This window comes from Nitratireductor lacus (assembly GCF_056431025.1).
On the sequence record NZ_JBWKMB010000005.1, the window covers coordinates 141,696 to 157,507 of the forward strand.

Here is a 15,812-nt window from a genome sequence, read left to right on the forward strand (position 1 = left end):
TATGCAATAATAAGTTGTGTTTCGAACTGTCACTCTTTTTCGACCCGCTGTTTTTATCGGGCGTTTGGCAACATGCCTGGCGAAAGGAGCGGATGTGCGTCTACTAGCGTTGACCGATCTGTTCAAGCTCATAAGGCGTCGACTGATAGACCTGGTTGATCCAGTTGCCGAAGAGCAGGTGCGCGTGTGAGCGCCAGCGGTTGAGAGGCGGGCGGCTGGGATCGTTGTCCGGGTAGTAGCCGTGCGGTACGGCAACCTTGGTCCCCGTTGCAACATCGCGGTCGTATTCCTCCTTGAGCGAGGTGGAATCATATTCGATGTGATTGAACATATAGAGCCGATTGCCCGCTTCTTCTGTCAGAAGACAGGGGCCGGTGACATCCGATTCCATGAGCACTTGAAGGCCACGGTCGGCGGGAATGTCTGAAGAGCGAACTTCGGTCCACCGTGACACCGGGATGGCGAAATCGTCTGAGAAACCGGCCAGGAACGGCGAGGCGGGCGCGTTGTTGCGGTGCCGGAAGACACCGAAAGCCTTCTTCTCGAGCGTGTATTTGGGAATGCGGTGGAAATGCCAGGCTGCCGCCATGGCGCCCCAGCAGATATAGAAGGAGGAGTGGACGTTGGTCAGCGTCCAGTCCAGAATCTGCTCCAGTTCCTTCCAGTAGGTGACTTCCTCGAACGGCAGAAGCTCAATCGGCGCACCGGTGATGATGAAGCCGTCGAACTTGCGGTCGCGCACCTCCTCCCAGGTCTGGTAGAAGGATATCAGGTGTTCTTCCGGCGTGTTCCTGGCGCGGTGGTTGCCGATGCGCACGAGGGTCAGTTCCACCTGAAGGGGCGAAGCGCCGATCAGCCGGGCAAATTGTGTCTCGGTGCGGATTTTGTTGGGCATGAGGTTGAGGAGCCCGATCTGTAGCGGGCGGACGTCCTGCCGCAGCGCTGTCTGCTCGTCCATCACGGACACACCTTCACGCACGAGAACATCGCGGGCGGGAAGCTGGTCGGGGATCTTGATCGGCATTGTTTTGCTCCAACAAAAAAGACCGGCGGCGAAATCGCGACCGGTCTCAGCAAATTCTGCTTCGCTCGGCCTTTTAGCGAATTATTTTACGTGGCTGCAAGCCGACCGGCCAAATCACCACGAGTGAAGGTCTTTATTTAGGATGGTGTTTTCTTTGCGTCAATCGCTCTCATGGGCTAAAGCAACGGACGGATTTTCTCCGCAGGGTCGAGGATCCGATTAACCGTTTCCCAAAAACAGGACCATTCAATGAGCACGTCCGTCCGTCCCGAACCGAAGCCCGGTGTCATGGATATCGCCGCCTATGTGCCCGGCCGCGAGAGCACGCCAGGTGCGACGAAGGTGTGGAAGCTCTCCTCGAACGAATCTCCGCTCGGGCCCTCACCCGCGGCTGTCGAGGCGATTTCCAGGGTTATGGGGCATCTGGAACTCTATCCGGACGGATCGGCAACCAAATTGCGTAATGCCATCGCGGAGACGCATGGGCTGAACCCGGCCAACATTCTTTGCTCCAACGGGTCCGATGAGCTTCTTGGCCTGCTCGCGCAGACCTATATCAAGCCCGGCGACGAGGCGATCTTCACGGAACACGGTTTCCTGGTCTACCGCATCCAGACGCTGGCGGCCGGTGGCACGCCGGTGGTGGTGAAGGAAGACAAGGAGCGCGCGGATGTCGATGCGATCCTTGCGGCGGTGACGGAAAAGACGCGCATCGTGTTCCTGGCCAATCCCAACAACCCGACCGGCACCTATCTGCCGGTAGACGAAGTGCGTCGCCTGCAGGCAGGCCTGCCGAAGACCGTGCTTCTGGTGCTGGATGCTGCCTATGCCGAATATGTGCGCCGCAACGATTACGAATCCGGCATCGAGCTGGTCTCCTCCAGTGAGAATGTCGTGATGACGCGCACCTTCTCCAAGATTCACGGCATGGCGGCGCTGCGCATTGGCTGGATGTATGCACCGGTGCATGTGGTTGATGCGGTGAACCGGGTGCGCGGTCCCTTCAACGTAAACGCACTGGCCATCGAGGCAGGTGCGGCGGCGATCCGCGACAAGGCGCATGTGGAACGGGCTGTTGCGCATAACGAGACCTGGAGTGCATGGCTGGTCGAGGAACTTGGCAAGCTCGGCCTCAGGGTCACGCCCAGCGTCGGCAATTTCCTGCTGATCCATTTTCCCGAGAACGGCGGCAAGTCGGCGGCTGATGCGGACGCTTTCCTTGGGACGCGCGGTTATGTTCTGCGCCGGGTCGTGCCCTATGGCTTCCCCAACGCGCTGCGTCTGACCGTCGGCCCCGAAGAGGCCAATCGCGGCGTCGTTGCCGCGCTCAAGGAATTCATGGAAAGCTGAGTTGTGCCTGAACCACTTTTTGACAAGGTCGCGCTGGTCGGCATCGGCCTGATCGGTTCGTCGCTTGCGCGGGCCGTCAGGCATGGCGGTCTTGCGACCACCATAGCCATTTCTAGTCGCAGTGAGAAGACGCTGGCCAGAGCCCGCGAACTCGGGCTGGGCGATGTCTACGAGCAGGATGCGGCCGAAGCTGTGCGGGACGCCGATCTGGTTATCGTTTCGGTTCCCGTCGGTGCTTCGGGCGCGGTGGCAAAGGTCATCGCTGCAGGGTTGAAACCCGGGGCGATCGTCACGGATGTCGGCTCGACCAAGGCGTCTGTGATTGCGCAGATGCAGCCGCATCTGCCTGACAGCGTGCATTTCATCCCGGGGCACCCGATCGCGGGTACCGAAGATTCCGGTCCGGATGCCGGTTTTGCGGATCTGTTCGAGGGGCGCTGGTGCATTCTCACGCCGCTGCCGGATACGGATGTGGACGCGCTGGCGCGTCTGTCAGCCTTCTGGGAAGGCTGTGGCGCGATGGTGGACCGGATGGATCCTGAACATCATGACATGGTGCTGGCCATCGTTTCGCACCTGCCGCACATCATCGCCTACAACATCGTGGGCACGGCGGACGATCTGGAGGCGGTCACCAAGTCGGAAGTCATCAAATACTCGGCCTCCGGTTTCCGCGATTTCACACGTCTGGCAGCCTCCGACCCGACGATGTGGCGCGATGTGTGCCTGCACAACAGCGATGCGATCCTGGAGATGCTGGCGCGCTTTTCCGAAGATCTCTCGGCTCTCCAGCGTGCAATCCGGTGGGGCGACGGGGAGAAGCTCTTCGAAATGTTCACCCGGACACGGGCGATCCGGCGGTCCATCATCGAGGCAGGTCAGGACATCGACGTGCCGGACTTTGGCCGACACGCGCTGGCGCACCCCGAAAAGTCGTAAGCCTCATCTTATGGGCGGAATGCTCCCGAGCGGCAGGAAGCCGACGAAAACGCGACCCTGGCGGATGTTCACCGGCAGGGTCGGTGCCGCACCGAGATTGGCGAGCCCGGCTGTAATTCCGGCGATCTCATCGCGCTTGTCAGGCACGATCTGGCCGACAAGCTGCGCGATTCTCTGAGGCTCGTTGACCGTCACGCGCAGTTCGGCATCGATCAGGCCGTTTTCGGCTATCCTGATCGGCCCCTTGACGGTGAGGCCCGCATTTCCGCCTGCGATCTTGAGGTTGAGGTTTTCAACGGTGCCCGAACGGCCGCGCAGCTCCGGCACGCTGGTGCTGGCCAGTGCCACACCATCATCCAGAGTGACGAGCAATTCACCGTCGATGGCCGGCATCGCGGTGCCATTTGTGAGCCCCGGATCGATGGTCAGGGTCTGCGCAATCAGGGCGATGTCCAGATCGGCCCCGTTTTGACGGGTGTGGGCCTGAATGTTGCCAGCGCGGGCTATGGGCTGACGGTTGTCATCATCAAGCGTCAGAACAACGTTCTTTGCTTCACTGGATAGACGTTCCGGCAGGCTGGCCGTGAGGCGTGCGCTGATGCGCATGTTCTCCCACTCGGCTTCAATGGCAGGGAGGTAGGGCGTTGCGATGCGGGCAGGCGCGTCCAGCTCGCCCACCGTGTGCATTGGCTGATAAACCTGTGCCGCCGAACGGAACGCGCCGGCGCTTACGGACACGCCGTTTTCGGCATCCTCGTAAAAGACGCTGCGGCAGAACAGACCTATGCGGAAAGGATAGCCGCGGGCTGTCGGCTCCTCGCAATTGGCACGCTGGTGGCCGGCGTTCAGGTCCTCGATCGCAGTGATCGTGCGCTGTTCCAGCGTGTCGGCGGCGTAGAACCAGGCGCCCGTATAGGCAAGGATCACCAAAACGATGAAAAGCGCGAAGAGAAAGAAACGGCGGCTGAAACTGCGTTTGGCGCGTTTTCTTGACGGCATGAGGTCCTCCGGTTAACCCGTTCGCCTTCAGTGATGGCGAGACGGCAACACCCTTTCAAGCATTGGGCAGGCGATATGGACGATTTTTGGGTCTTTGGCTATGGATCGCTGATGTGGCGGCCGGGTTTTGCGCATGTGGAGACCCGCAAAGCCAGACTATATGGCTATCGCCGCGCCCTGTGTATCCATTCGCATGTGCATCGTGGGACGCCGGATCGGCCGGGTCTGGTGCTGGGGCTTGACCGGGGCGGGTCGTGCCTTGGCCTTGCTTTCCGTGTGCCGGGCGAACTTGAAACGGAAGTGGTCGACTATCTGCGCGAGCGTGAACTCGTCACGAATGTCTATCTGGAGCGGCGAATCGGTATCCGTCTGGAAGACGGTGCTTCGGTAACGGCGCTGACCTATGTGGTCGACCGCAGTCACGGCCAATATGCGGGCAGCCTCGATGTCGATCATGCCGCGCGGCAGGTCAGCGCATCGGTCGGGCAATCGGGCCCGAATGTGGACTATGTGCGCAACACCGTGGAACACCTGAAAGCACTCGGCATCCGCGACCACTGGCTGGAAGCCGTGGCCGCGCGCATTGGCCAGACGGACAATGCCCTTTAAGTGACCCGGGTTTTTGTCTTAGTCTTGCAGGACGCCCAGCTCTCTCAGGCGCCTGCGGGCGGTCTCGGGAAGGGGCGGCGGGTTGGATGAGGTTGCGGCTTCCACCAGCATCTCGTCGCAGGCGGCCTCGGTTTCACCGACCAGACGTTTCTGAAATTCTTCGCGGGAGAGACCCGGTTCGATGGGCGGCAGGAAGCGGGCGCGGATGACGCCTGGATGGCGCAGGAATTTGCGCCGGGGCCAGAAGAGTCCTGCGGCGTGTGCAACCGGAACCACCGGAACACCAAGCTGGGCATAGAGTTCGACGATGCCGTATTTGTAGGCCGGCTCGGCACCCGGCGGGCGGCGCGTGCCTTCCGGATAGATGATGAGCTGCCGGTTGTTCTTCATCAGTTCATGCGCCGATTTCACGGCCTGTTTCAGCGCTTTGGTGCGGCTGCCGCGATCGATCGGAATCATGCGCATCTTGGCCACATACCAGCCGAAAAACGGAATCCAGACCAGTTCGCGTTTCAGAATGTAGAGCGCGTCGGGAATGTTCGGCAGAAAGGCGATCGTATCCCAGAACGACTGATGCTTCGGGGCAATGATACAGGGTCCGTCTGGCAGATTTTCCAGGCCCGTTATCTCCGAGCGGGCACCCGTGATCACCCTTTGCAGCCACAGGCTGGACGCGGCCCAGAATTTTGGCACGAACCAGGCCTTCTTGCGCGGCAGAAGAAAGAAAACCGGCGTCCAGAACAGCATCTGAAGGATGAGGTTCAGATAGAAGACGGCATTGAAAACGGCGGAGCGGATATAGAGCATGAACCTGGCCCGTTGGGTGTCTTGCGAGGCTCTTACATCAACCGGACGGCGAGGCAAAGCTGTGGAGGGGTCAGTCGCCGTGTGCGCTTGCTTTCGTCAGCTCCGCGGGACCGTTCATGCCAGCGTTGCGGGGAAGCGGGATAACCTCGCGAACGAGCGCACCGACATATTTCGCATACTCGGTTGCGAGCACCCGCAGCGCATCGGGTTTTGCAAGCCAGGCACCATTGTCGAGCGGTGTGTTGACCACGGGATAAGGGTAGACTTTTGAATTCGGTAGAAGGCGCTGCATCTCGAGAAGGCTGCGCGGCATGTGATAGTTGTTCGTCACGAGGATGATGCTGTCATAGGCGTTTGCCTGCACCCATTTGGCGCTTTCCTCGGCATTTCCGATCGTGTCGAGTGCTGCATGATCGATATCGACGCAACAGTCGAAAAGGGCCGCCTCGCTGCCGGTCGCGATGCGGAGGTCGTCGGCCCGCGCGACGGGATTCACGCCGCTTATCAATAGCCGTTTTCCTTTACCGGCCTTGAGCAGGTTCACGGCGGCGTCAATGCGTGACTGACCTCCTGTCAGCACGATGATGCCGTCGGCATCGTCGACATCACGCGGGGCTGAAAGGTGGCCGATATGGTCGGCAAATAACCCGAAGCCGGCAATAAAGATGAAGGCTCCGGCAACACACACCAGCAATGAAAGCCGGGCCAGACGGCGCATGCCAAAATGCCTGCCGCGTCGCGGAGGCTTTCCCGGGCCGTCGAGGCCATGCTGGCGCTCTTGCTTCATGGTGCGATGGTTAGCCGTAAATTACGGCAATGGATAGTCGGCGGGCCGTTGGTGAACAAGACAATAGCCGTTTTTGTATCGTTACATGCTGTCGGGGTGGGTGCTGTCGACACTCTTCAGATAGGACAGAACGGTGACATGCGTGGTCGCTGCCGTCAGTACGGCAATGACGATGACGATGGCACCGACCCCGATGTAACCCGAGGGACCGATGGCGAAGTTGCCGAACAGGGCGGTGGCCTGATCGGCTTCAGGCGTCGCCATGTTGCGGGAAGACCACCAGTAGAAACCAATGAAAACGAGGATCGCTCCGATCCCGCCGGCGGCGGCGCCCTTCATGCCCGCCAGCAGGAAGTGGCGTCGGAACTGAGAGGCGATGAACGGCGCTTCCGCCCCCACGAAATGCAGAACTTCGATGATGTGGCCGTTTCCGGCCATCGCGCCGCGGGTGGCAAAAATAACGGTCAGGGCGGTGGCGGAAAGCATGAGCACCAGCGCCGACATGCCGATGGTGACTGTCGTGCGCGCCATGGCGACCAGCCGGTCAACCCAGGTGCGGTGATCGTCCAGCGTCGCATTGGCGACGGTCTCCTGCAGTTCGGCGCGCATGCCGGCAAAGTCAGGGCGGGACAGAGGATCTATGGTGACGATGACGAGCCGCGGCACGGGCAGGCTGTCAATGTCGAGGCCTGTGCCGAGCCATGGTTCCAGAAGGCGGGCGGTGGCCTGCGCATCGACGATGCTGGCATCGAGCACGCCGGAATAACTGGCCGCGATGTCGCGGGCCTGGGCGAGGGCGGCGGTCATATCGAGCCCTTCCTCGGGCTTGATCTGGATGGTCGCTTCGCGGGCGATCTGCGTCTGCCAGGTTGCCGCCGTGTCGCGCACGAGGGTCACGGCGCCCAGAGTTAGGCAGGACAGGAAGGTCATGATGGCGATGACCAGAACCATGGCGCGGCCAGCCACATTGTCCGGCGGGACGATGGGCATCTGTTTGCGTGAGACAGCATCGCGCGCGCCTGAGCTGAGACGTGCGCCGAGATTTTTCAGAAGGCGCCTGGTTTCAGTCATAGATTTCCAGCCTCCCGCCGGACAACACCATGCGGCGCGCATCCACCTGGTCCATCAGGCCGAGATCGTGGGTGGCGATGACAACGGCGGTGCCAAGCCGGTTCAGTTCGATGAGCAGGCGCAACAGGCGACGGGCAAGCTGCGGATCGACATTGCCGGTCGGTTCATCTGCGAGAAGAATACGCGGCTGTTCTATAAGCGCACGGGCGATGGCTGCACGCTGCTTCTCGCCGCCCGAGAGAATGGGGGGCAGAACATGCATGCGCTCTCCGAGCCCGACCCATTTCAATAATTCGATCACGTCGCTGCGATAGGTGGCTTCCTCACGGCCGCGCACGCGCAACGGGAGTGCGACATTCTCGTAGGTCGTGAGATGGTCGAGCAGGCGGAAATCCTGAAACACGACACCGATGTTGCGGCGCAGGAGCGGCAGCTCCGTACGTGTGATCGCAGAGCGGTCCTTGCCGAAAATCGTGATCAGGCCGCGTGTCGGCTTGAGTGACATGAAGAGCAGGCGCAGCAGTGTTGTCTTGCCCGCACCCGAGGGGCCGCTCAGAAACTGGAACGAACGCTCGGGCAAATGGAAAGAGACATCGCGGAGAATCTCCGGACCCATCCCATATCTGTGGCCGACATTTTCAAATCGAATCACGAGGAACCTGCGTTCTGTGAGTGGCGGACGCTGCCTGGACGCATGCTGCCAGACCATCAACCCGCATGGTTAATAGCAAGTTAACTCTTGCTTGATATGCGTGATGTCCATGTACCCCGGAACGGTGGATCACGAAAGGACAGTCTGCCTGCATGAGGCACTCTGACAGCGCACGCCCCGTTTCGGGCGAAATCATGATGCCTGACCGGGTGCGCGCGGCGCAATCCCGGACCGTCGAGGCGTGCAATGCAGTGGATGCAGACTTCGAGACGGTCGTGTCTGCTGGAGGAGCCACCCCGGCTGCGGGATCGGCACCGGCGGTGGAAAAGGCGCTCACAGGCCTCGACATGCTGAAACCGGGACGTCGCATCCAGCCCGTGAAATCTCCTCGTGCAGGACCGTTGTTCTGGGCGTTCGGAGCGGTGATCACCGCAGGGGCTTTCTGGATATCTGGCGGTCACAGCCTTGTTCGGGGCATGGATGTTTCCAGGGTCGAAAACCCGGAACAGGTTCTCCGGCTTGTCGATGTCACATCGCGGGTGGAGCGGCAGGGGGGCAATGCCCTGCTCATCGTCGACGGTGCTGCGCTCAACGGTGGCGATGGCCTTGTCGCGCTGCCGCCGATCTCGATCAACGTTCTGACGGAAAACGGCTCGACAACACGCTATTTTTTGGGGACAAACGACCAGCATCTCGGTCCCGGCGCACGCTTTCCCTTCTCCAGCCGGCTTGTCGCGCCTAGGGAAGGGGTCAAGTCCGTCTCTGTGACGTTTCACACGTCGTAGGTCATCTGGTTTATGCGTTCCGGACAGCAAGTGCTCCCGGAAGTGCCCTGACAGGAGTTCGCCCCCATGCCTGTTGTTCGCGGCAAGGAAATCGAGGTTTTGTTTTCAGCCTCGACCATCGCCAGGCGCAATCTGGAACTCGCCAAGGATATCGCTTCGCGCGAGTATGATGATCTTCTTGTCATTTCCGTTCTCAAAGGGTCGTTTATCTTTGCGGCGGACCTGATCCGCGCCATGCACGATGTCGGCATTTCGCCGGAAGTGGAGTTCATCATGATCTCCAGTTATGGCGCCGGCACCGAAAGCGGCGAGATCAAGGTGCTGCGTGACATCGACAACGATGTCAGCGGCCGCGACGTGCTGCTCATCGATGATATTCTGGAATCGGGCAAAACCCTGAAGCACACCCGGGAACTGATGCTCTCGCGGGGCGCAAAGTCTGTTTCCATCGCGGTGCTGCTCGACAAGCATTCGCGGCGGCAGACGGAGGTCGATGCCGAGTTCGTTGGCTTCGAGTGCCCTGACTATTTCGTGGTCGGCTATGGAATGGACGTGGCCCATGCCTTTCGCGAATTGCCTTTTGTCGGTGTCGTCAAGGGCGATGCCTGAGCGGCGATATTTTAGACAAGTGAAGGCTCGTTCGTTTACCGAAGCGTAATCGGATGGGGCGAAAACAGGCCATGGCTAAGCTTTTGATCGTCGAGGACGACGAGTCCGTCCGTAATTTTACCGCCCGCGCATTGAGTGCAGCCGGTCATACCGTGGAAACCGCGGGTGACGGCCTTGAGGGGCTTGAGAAGATCAGCGCCACGGCCGGCGACTACGATCTCGTTCTTTCGGACATCCGCATGCCGGCGATGGACGGTATCGAGATGGCGCGTGCCGTGGCCGACGCGTTTCCCGGTCTCCGGCTGCTTCTGATGACCGGCTATGCGGATCAGCGTGAGCGTGCCGTGGAACTGGAAGGCACGGTCTCAGGTGTCGTGAACAAGCCATTCACGCTGAGTGAGCTGCGCCAGCGCGTTGGCGAGGCACTGGCCGCCTGAAATTTCGGGCCCGCTCCCCCGGTTCACTGCATGTCGAGCAGCCGTTCCAGATATTCTTTTTCAAGTGCGGGGCTCAGTGCATCGCCGAGGCGTTTGCGGATTGCCTCGAGAATGCGGCGCGCGCGCTGGGTGTCGATTTCATCGGGGACTTCGACAGAATCGCCGAAATCCGGGCCGGTGGTCGCCTGCGGGCGGCCGAGCGGGTCGCGTCCGTTGTTGCCCTGCCGATACCCCTGATCTCCCCCGCCCTGCTCGCCGCGCATGGCCTGCTGCAACTGGTTCATCATGTCCTGCGCGCCGCGCCGCAGTGCTTCGAGCGCGCGGCCCTGCTCACCGACGGCCTGTTCGCCTTCGCCTTCGCCAAGCGCGCCTTCGGCTTCTCCCATGGCTTCGCCGGCTTCGCCAAAGCCTTCTCCAGGTTGAATGCCGAGCCCCTCAAGTCCCTGCATGAGACTTTCCAGATCCCGCCGCAGCGTGCCCTGACCCTGTTGCAGGCCGCGCATGGCATCGGCGAACTCCTGAGGCGACATGCCCTGTGCCTCGCCAGGTTGCTGACCCTGACCTGGCTGGTCCTGTCCCTGTTCGCCCTGCTCACCCTGTTCTCCACGCTGTCCGCGCTGCATCTGGTCCATGCGGAAGGTCTCGTTCATCAGTTCCTGCTGGCGCCGCATCAGATTGCCGAGCTCGTCCATCTGCTGGCGCATCTCCGATTGCTGGTTGCCGGACTGACCCTGCTGCGAGCGCCCTGCCTGCAGATTGTTCATCATGTTCTCAAGCTGGGAGAGAAGCTCGCGGGCCTGATCGCGCGCGCCGGACTTTGCCAGTTCCTCGATCTGATCGAGCATGCGGTCCAGATCGTTCTGGCTTAGCATCTGGCCGTTCTCCGGCAGTTGCTGGGCCATGTTGGGATTTTGCTGCGCACGCTCGGCAAACTCACGCAGGAACTCCTGCATGGCGCTACGCAATTCGTCCATCAGGCGGGCGATCTCCTCGTCGCTCGCACCTTCCTCAAGCGCCTTCTTCAATGCTTCCTGTGCCTGCCGGAGGCGTTTCTCGGCGGCCGTCAGATCTCCGTCCTCGATGATGAGTGCAATTTCCCACAGGTAGTCGACGACATCGCGGAGCTGGTCGTCGGTCTGGGCTGTCTCAAGCCTTGAATGCGCAGCCGAAACACCGAGAAACTGCGACAGGTCCTTCAGCGTTTCTTCGGGCCATGTCATGACTGCATCCATCATGGCCAGCACGCGCTGTTTTCTGTTTGCGTCGAGTGCCAGTGTGCGACGCTGCTCGATGAGGGCCCTGGCGAGAGGATTGGTGAAGGTTCGCTCGGGCAGGGCGAACACCTTCGCTTCGCTTTTCGCTTCCTGCCCCGCGTCGTCAACGGCGCGCAGGATCATCTTTACCGAACTGCCGGCCCAGGGGTGTTCTGTCAGGTCGCGCGAGGTTTTCGCGGCGATTGTGCGGCCATCGCGGCGGGGCAGTGCCAGGGGCAGGTCGGGCGCTTCGTAAAGGGGGCGGGCGTTCGGGGCTTCATAGGTTTGCTGGAAGATCGCCTGTGCCTCCGCAGGGCCGTAGTCGTCTTCGATTTCATAGGCGAGTTCCAAAGCGCCATTCACAGCGCGTTTCGGCTCCCCGGCAAAGCGGATTTCCGGCGGACTGTCTGGCGTTACGGAGAAGAGCCAGCTTTCGATCTCCTGGCCGTCGCGCCTCAGGACCAGTTTTCCGTCTTCGTTCAATGTGCCGGCGAAGCGCCGGGCGGCGGTGTCTGCCGAGAGTGCCTCACTTTGTGATGCGCCTTCCGGGGCGATCGGGGTCTCCGTATCGCCTGTATCAAGGAAGGACAGGGTTTCGGTTCCCGAGCCGCCGGTCACCCGCAGAGCGAGCATACTGCCCTGCGGGACGGTGAAGCTCTCCGTCTCCCGGTTTGCCTCTGCTGTCAGATAGACCGGCGCACGACGGGTATAGGTTGGCGGGGTGACCCAGGCATCAATGCGCGGTGGGACGATTTCTGCACCGCCATGCGCCCGGAACGCATCCAGGACGCTGCCACCATAGGGGCCGGTGGAGAACGTCGCGGCGATTACCAGGAGCAGGGCGGCGGCGGCGCGCAGGCCCCACGGATCTTTTTCCGGCACCCCGGTTTTGGGCAGGTCGCCATGAAGATTGTCGAGCCTGCCAGCCATGCGTTTCTGGTGCTCTTTCCAGAGCGCTTCGGCAAAACCGTCGCGATTTCCGGCGAGCCGGTCGGACTGGACTGCGACAGGTTCATGCGCCAGCTGATTCGCACGTTCGATGCGTCTGTCGATCTCGGAAGGCCCGGGACGACGGAAACGCCGAAGGGGCCATAATGAAGCAAGGCCAAGCAGCCCAAGAACAGCGATCACGCCGTAACGGGCCGTGTCGGGCATAAGCCGGAAGAGACCCAGCCATGAAATGCTGAGGAACAGGCTGATGAGGACAAGGAGCGGCAGAATGAGCGGCCAGAGGCGCTCCAGCACCATGACGAGGCGCGTGGCAAACCGGGTGCGGGCGAGCCGGGAAAAGCGACTGCCTGTGCGCTCATGCCTTGAAGTTGTTTCAGCCATAGACGCTCTCAGCACGGTGCCGTAGCGCACGTGAATCGCGCGCCCTGTCGTTCACAAGGATAGCAGCAAACCGGGCGAAGGCGAGGCGGCACGCGAAATTGTGATCCGCGCGCCCTGCGATTTCAGTCCGTCAGCCAGTCGGGTATCGAATCAAGTTCGATAAGCTCTTCGTGGCTGGGGCGGGCCCGGATCACATGGAACCGGTCGCCGTTGACGAGCACTTCGGGCACCAGTGGGCGCGAATTATAGGTGCTTGCCTGGACGGCGCCATAGGCACCCGCAGAGCCTATGGCGATGAGATCGCCGGCCTTGAGTGCGGGAAGCCTGCGGTCCAGCGCGAGATAATCACCCGTCTCGCAGACCGGGCCGACGACGTCGGCAACCATGGTTCCCGCATCCTGCCGCGCTTCGGCAACCGGCCTGATCGAATGGAAGGCTTCATAGAGCGTGGGGCGGATGAGGTCGTTCATCGCCGCGTCCACGATGACGAAGTTCTTCGCTTCGCCTTCCTTCACATAAACCACTTCCGACACAAGGATGCCGGCATTGGCGGCGATCAGGCGGCCGGGCTCGAGCATGACCTTCAGGCCGAGTTTCTTCATGTGCTTGCGCACGACCTCGGCATAGGCGTCGGGCAGGGGCGGCTGGTCGCCATCCTCCGCGTAGGGAACGCCAAGGCCGCCGCCGAGGTCCACATGCTCGATGGCGTGGCCGTCGGCGCGCAGGGTTTCGGTCAGCTCCGTCAGCAGAGCGAAAGCATCGTCAAAGGGCTGCAGCTCGGTGATCTGGCTGCCGATATGCATGTCGATGCCGGACACTTTCAGGCCCGGAAGCTCGGCGGCCCGCGCATAGGCGGCGCGGGCGTCCTTCCAGCCGATGCCGAACTTGTTCTCCGCCTTGCCGGTGGAGATTTTCCTGTGCGTTTTTGCGTCGACATCCGGGTTGATGCGCAGCGACACATTGGCCGTCAGCCCCAGCGCGGTGGCGCGGGCCGAAAGCTGCTCGAGCTCGGGCATCGATTCGACGTTGAAGCAGAGGATGCCGGCCTTGAGTGCGAAGTCCATTTCGCGCGCGGTCTTGCCGACACCGGAAAACAGGATCTTGCCGGCCGGGACCCCGGCGGCCAGCGCGCGGCGCAGCTCGCCTTCGGAGACCACATCCATGCCTGCGCCGAGGCGGGCAAGCGTGGTCAGAACGGCCTGGTTGGAGTTCGCCTTCATGGCGTAGCAGACGAGCGCGTCGAGCCCCTCGAAAGCTTCCGAGAAGACACGGTAATGGCGCGTCAGCGTTGCCGTGGAATAGCAGTAGAACGGGGTGCCGACGGCTTCCGCAATGGCGGGCACCGACACGTCTTCGGCGTGCAGGACGCCGTCACGATACTCGAAGTGATTCACGGCAGGATACTTTCGGCTGGGCGATTGGACGCGGGGTTGCGCCGCCGCGCGGCGCAGGCCCTTTTGGCTCTGTTCTAGAGAAGACCATCGAGAATGAATGGACGATCCTCAACCGGTTTCTCCGGTGCCGGGGGCACAGGCTGGTCGTTGCGCTCGGCTTCCTTGCGTGCATCCAATGCCGCCTCGTAGGGCGAATCAAGCGGAGCCTTGCGCCCGCAGGCGGCAAGGCCAAGCGCGAGGCCGAGCATGACAAGGGTGAGCGTGCGGCGGGCCGTCATGAGCGTTCCATTCCTCGAAAGTGCGTGCGCTGCGTTTTAGCGCTTTTTGGCGGGCGTTGCATCCCGTTTCAGGCGTTTCTTCCAGTAACGGATCTGACGGCGCACTTCCGAAGGTGCCGTACCGCCATAGGAGGTGCGGCTTTTCACGGAATTGCCAACCGACAGCACCGAGAAAACGCCATCGTGAATGGCCGGGTTGATCGCCTGGAGGTCTTCCAGCGCAAGCTTCTCAAGTCCGCACTTCTTTTCCTCGGCAAGCGCCACGGCGCGGCCCGTCACGTGATGCGCCTCGCGGAACGGCAGGCCCGCTTCACGCACCAGCCAGTCGGCAAGGTCGGTGGCGGTGGAGAAACCGGCTCCGGCGGCCTTCTTCATGGCGGTCGTGTTGACCTCCATGTCGCCAACCATGCCAGTCATCGCGGCCAGCATCAGGTCGAGCGTCTCGGCAGCGTCGAAGACGGCTTCCTTGTCTTCCTGCATGTCCTTGGAATAGGCGAGCGGCAGGCCCTTCATCACCGTGAGCAGCGCGATCAGGTCACCATTGATGCGGCCGGTCTTGGCGCGGATCAGCTCGGCGGCATCCGGGTTCTTCTTCTGCGGCATGATCGAGGAGCCGGTGGAGAAGGAGTCCGACAGGCGCACGAAGCCGAACTGCGGCGTCGACCAGATGACGATTTCCTCGGCCAGCCGGGAAAGATGCGTGGCGCAGATGGCTGAGATCGACAGGAATTCAAGGGCGAAATCGCGATCCGAGACGGTATCGATCGAGTTGCGCGTCGGCTCGCGGAAGCCGAGCGCCTCCGCCGTCATGTGGCGGTCGACCGGGAAGCCGGTGCCGGCAAGTGCCGCAACGCCGATCGGGCTTTCATCCAGCCGCTCAATGGCATCGCGCACGCGCGAACGGTCGCGGCCAAACATCTCGACATAGGCCATCATGTGATGGCCGAACGTCACCGGCTGCGCCGACTGCAGATGCGTGAAGCCCGGCATCACGCTGGCGGCGTGCTCTTCGGCACGGGTGAGGAAAGCTTCGATCAGGCCGCCAAGCGCGGCATCGATGCGCTGCAGCTCTTCCTTGACCCAGAGACGGAAGTCGAGTGCCACCTGGTCATTGCGCGAGCGTGCGGTGTGCAGGCGCCCGGCAGTGGGTCCGATCAGCTCCGCCAGCCGTGCCTCGACATTCATATGGATGTCTTCAAGCTGCGCCGAGAAGGTGAACCTGCCGGCCTCGATCTCTGACAGGATCGTGTTCAGCCCGTGAACGATCTTTTTTTCGTCTTCCGCCGAAATTATGCCAGTCTTCGCCAGCATTGCGGCATGGGCCAGACTGCCGCGGATGTCCTGGGCGTAGAGCTTCTGGTCGAAACCGATGGATGCATTGATCGCCTCCATGACGGCATCGGGTCCTGAGGCAAAACGTCCACCCCACATGCGGTTGCTGGCTTGGTCTTCGCTCATCATGATAACCGGGCGCTAGTGTGGAAAG

16 protein-coding genes and 1 riboswitch are annotated in these 15,812 nt (G+C 61.6%); of the genes, 6 read left to right on the plus strand and 10 right to left on the minus strand.

Annotated elements, in window-relative coordinates:
• Positions 1-103: 103 nt before the first annotated feature.
• Positions 104-1,024 (minus strand): homoserine O-acetyltransferase MetA, encoded by a 921-nt coding sequence (metA, locus tag AC07E3_RS06115; RefSeq protein WP_336070386.1) that lies wholly within the window; start codon positions 1,022-1,024, stop codon positions 104-106.
• A gap of 53 nt (positions 1,025-1,077) precedes the next feature.
• Positions 1,078-1,155: riboswitch (SAM riboswitch) on the minus strand.
• Positions 1,156-1,273: 118 nt separating this feature from the next.
• Between metA and hisC the strand changes: the two genes are divergently transcribed.
• The gene (gene hisC, locus AC07E3_RS06120; protein WP_478360635.1) at positions 1,274-2,374 is read left to right on the plus strand and encodes a histidinol-phosphate transaminase; all 1,101 of its coding nucleotides are present in this window, start codon (positions 1,274-1,276) and stop codon (positions 2,372-2,374) included.
• Positions 2,375-2,377: 3 nt separating this feature from the next.
• Complete coding sequence (locus AC07E3_RS06125; RefSeq protein ID WP_478360637.1) at positions 2,378-3,313, plus strand: prephenate/arogenate dehydrogenase family protein; 936 nt, start codon at positions 2,378-2,380, stop codon at positions 3,311-3,313.
• 3 nt (positions 3,314-3,316) lie between these two features.
• Here the strand turns inward: AC07E3_RS06125 and AC07E3_RS06130 are convergent, their stop codons facing one another.
• Entirely contained in the window at positions 3,317-4,312 is a 996-nt protein-coding gene (locus tag AC07E3_RS06130) for a DUF2125 domain-containing protein (protein ID WP_478360639.1), read from the minus strand.
• A 75-nt stretch (positions 4,313-4,387) separates the two neighbouring features.
• Here AC07E3_RS06130 and AC07E3_RS06135 point away from each other — a divergent pair, with 75 nt between their 5' ends.
• Positions 4,388-4,921 carry a gamma-glutamylcyclotransferase gene (locus AC07E3_RS06135; protein WP_336070392.1) on the plus strand — a complete coding sequence of 178 codons (534 nt, stop codon included), beginning with the start codon at positions 4,388-4,390 and terminating at the stop codon, positions 4,919-4,921.
• 18 nt (positions 4,922-4,939) lie between these two features.
• On the opposite strand, the gene AC07E3_RS06140 is transcribed toward AC07E3_RS06135, so the two are convergent.
• The 4 genes from AC07E3_RS06140 to ftsE all read right to left on the minus strand — a co-directional run bounded on the left by AC07E3_RS06140 (position 4,940) and on the right by ftsE (position 8,238).
• Positions 4,940-5,728 (minus strand): lysophospholipid acyltransferase family protein, encoded by a 789-nt coding sequence (locus AC07E3_RS06140; protein ID WP_336070393.1) that lies wholly within the window; start codon positions 5,726-5,728, stop codon positions 4,940-4,942.
• 70 nt (positions 5,729-5,798) lie between these two features.
• On the minus strand, positions 5,799-6,446 hold the full coding sequence (locus AC07E3_RS06145) for a YdcF family protein (protein ID WP_336070395.1): 648 nt from the start codon (positions 6,444-6,446) through the stop codon (positions 5,799-5,801).
• Between the two features lie 150 nt (positions 6,447-6,596).
• Positions 6,597-7,586, minus strand: coding sequence for a cell division protein FtsX (locus AC07E3_RS06150; protein WP_007010098.1), 990 nt, complete (start codon positions 7,584-7,586; stop codon positions 6,597-6,599).
• A complete protein-coding gene (ftsE, locus tag AC07E3_RS06155; RefSeq protein ID WP_007010097.1) occupies positions 7,579-8,238 on the minus strand; it encodes a cell division ATP-binding protein FtsE in 660 nt (219 codons plus the stop codon). Before ftsE ends, AC07E3_RS06150 begins: the two co-directional genes overlap by 8 nt.
• A gap of 152 nt (positions 8,239-8,390) precedes the next feature.
• Between ftsE and AC07E3_RS06160 the strand changes: the two genes are divergently transcribed.
• The 3 genes from AC07E3_RS06160 (at position 8,391) to AC07E3_RS06170 (ending at position 10,069) form a co-directional block, all read left to right on the plus strand.
• The gene (locus AC07E3_RS06160) at positions 8,391-9,023 is read left to right on the plus strand and encodes a hypothetical protein (protein WP_478360642.1); all 633 of its coding nucleotides are present in this window, start codon (positions 8,391-8,393) and stop codon (positions 9,021-9,023) included.
• Between the two features lie 66 nt (positions 9,024-9,089).
• Positions 9,090-9,632 (plus strand): hypoxanthine phosphoribosyltransferase, encoded by a 543-nt coding sequence (gene hpt / locus AC07E3_RS06165; protein ID WP_007010095.1) that lies wholly within the window; start codon positions 9,090-9,092, stop codon positions 9,630-9,632.
• Positions 9,633-9,703: 71 nt separating this feature from the next.
• Positions 9,704-10,069, plus strand: a complete 366-nt coding sequence (locus AC07E3_RS06170) for a response regulator (protein WP_336070399.1) — start codon at positions 9,704-9,706, stop codon at positions 10,067-10,069.
• A 23-nt stretch (positions 10,070-10,092) separates the two neighbouring features.
• Here the strand turns inward: AC07E3_RS06170 and AC07E3_RS06175 are convergent, their stop codons facing one another.
• From AC07E3_RS06175 to argH, 4 genes are all read right to left on the minus strand, one after another.
• Positions 10,093-12,654 carry a TIGR02302 family protein gene (locus AC07E3_RS06175; protein WP_478360644.1) on the minus strand — a complete coding sequence of 854 codons (2,562 nt, stop codon included), beginning with the start codon at positions 12,652-12,654 and terminating at the stop codon, positions 10,093-10,095.
• Between the two features lie 122 nt (positions 12,655-12,776).
• The gene (gene lysA, locus AC07E3_RS06180) at positions 12,777-14,048 is read right to left on the minus strand and encodes a diaminopimelate decarboxylase (protein WP_478360646.1); all 1,272 of its coding nucleotides are present in this window, start codon (positions 14,046-14,048) and stop codon (positions 12,777-12,779) included.
• Positions 14,049-14,122: 74 nt separating this feature from the next.
• A complete protein-coding gene (gene lptM / locus AC07E3_RS06185; protein ID WP_007010092.1) occupies positions 14,123-14,326 on the minus strand; it encodes an LPS translocon maturation chaperone LptM in 204 nt (67 codons plus the stop codon).
• Positions 14,327-14,362: 36 nt separating this feature from the next.
• Complete coding sequence (argH, locus tag AC07E3_RS06190) at positions 14,363-15,784, minus strand: argininosuccinate lyase (RefSeq protein WP_336070405.1); 1,422 nt, start codon at positions 15,782-15,784, stop codon at positions 14,363-14,365.
• Positions 15,785-15,812: the final 28 nt, after the last annotated feature.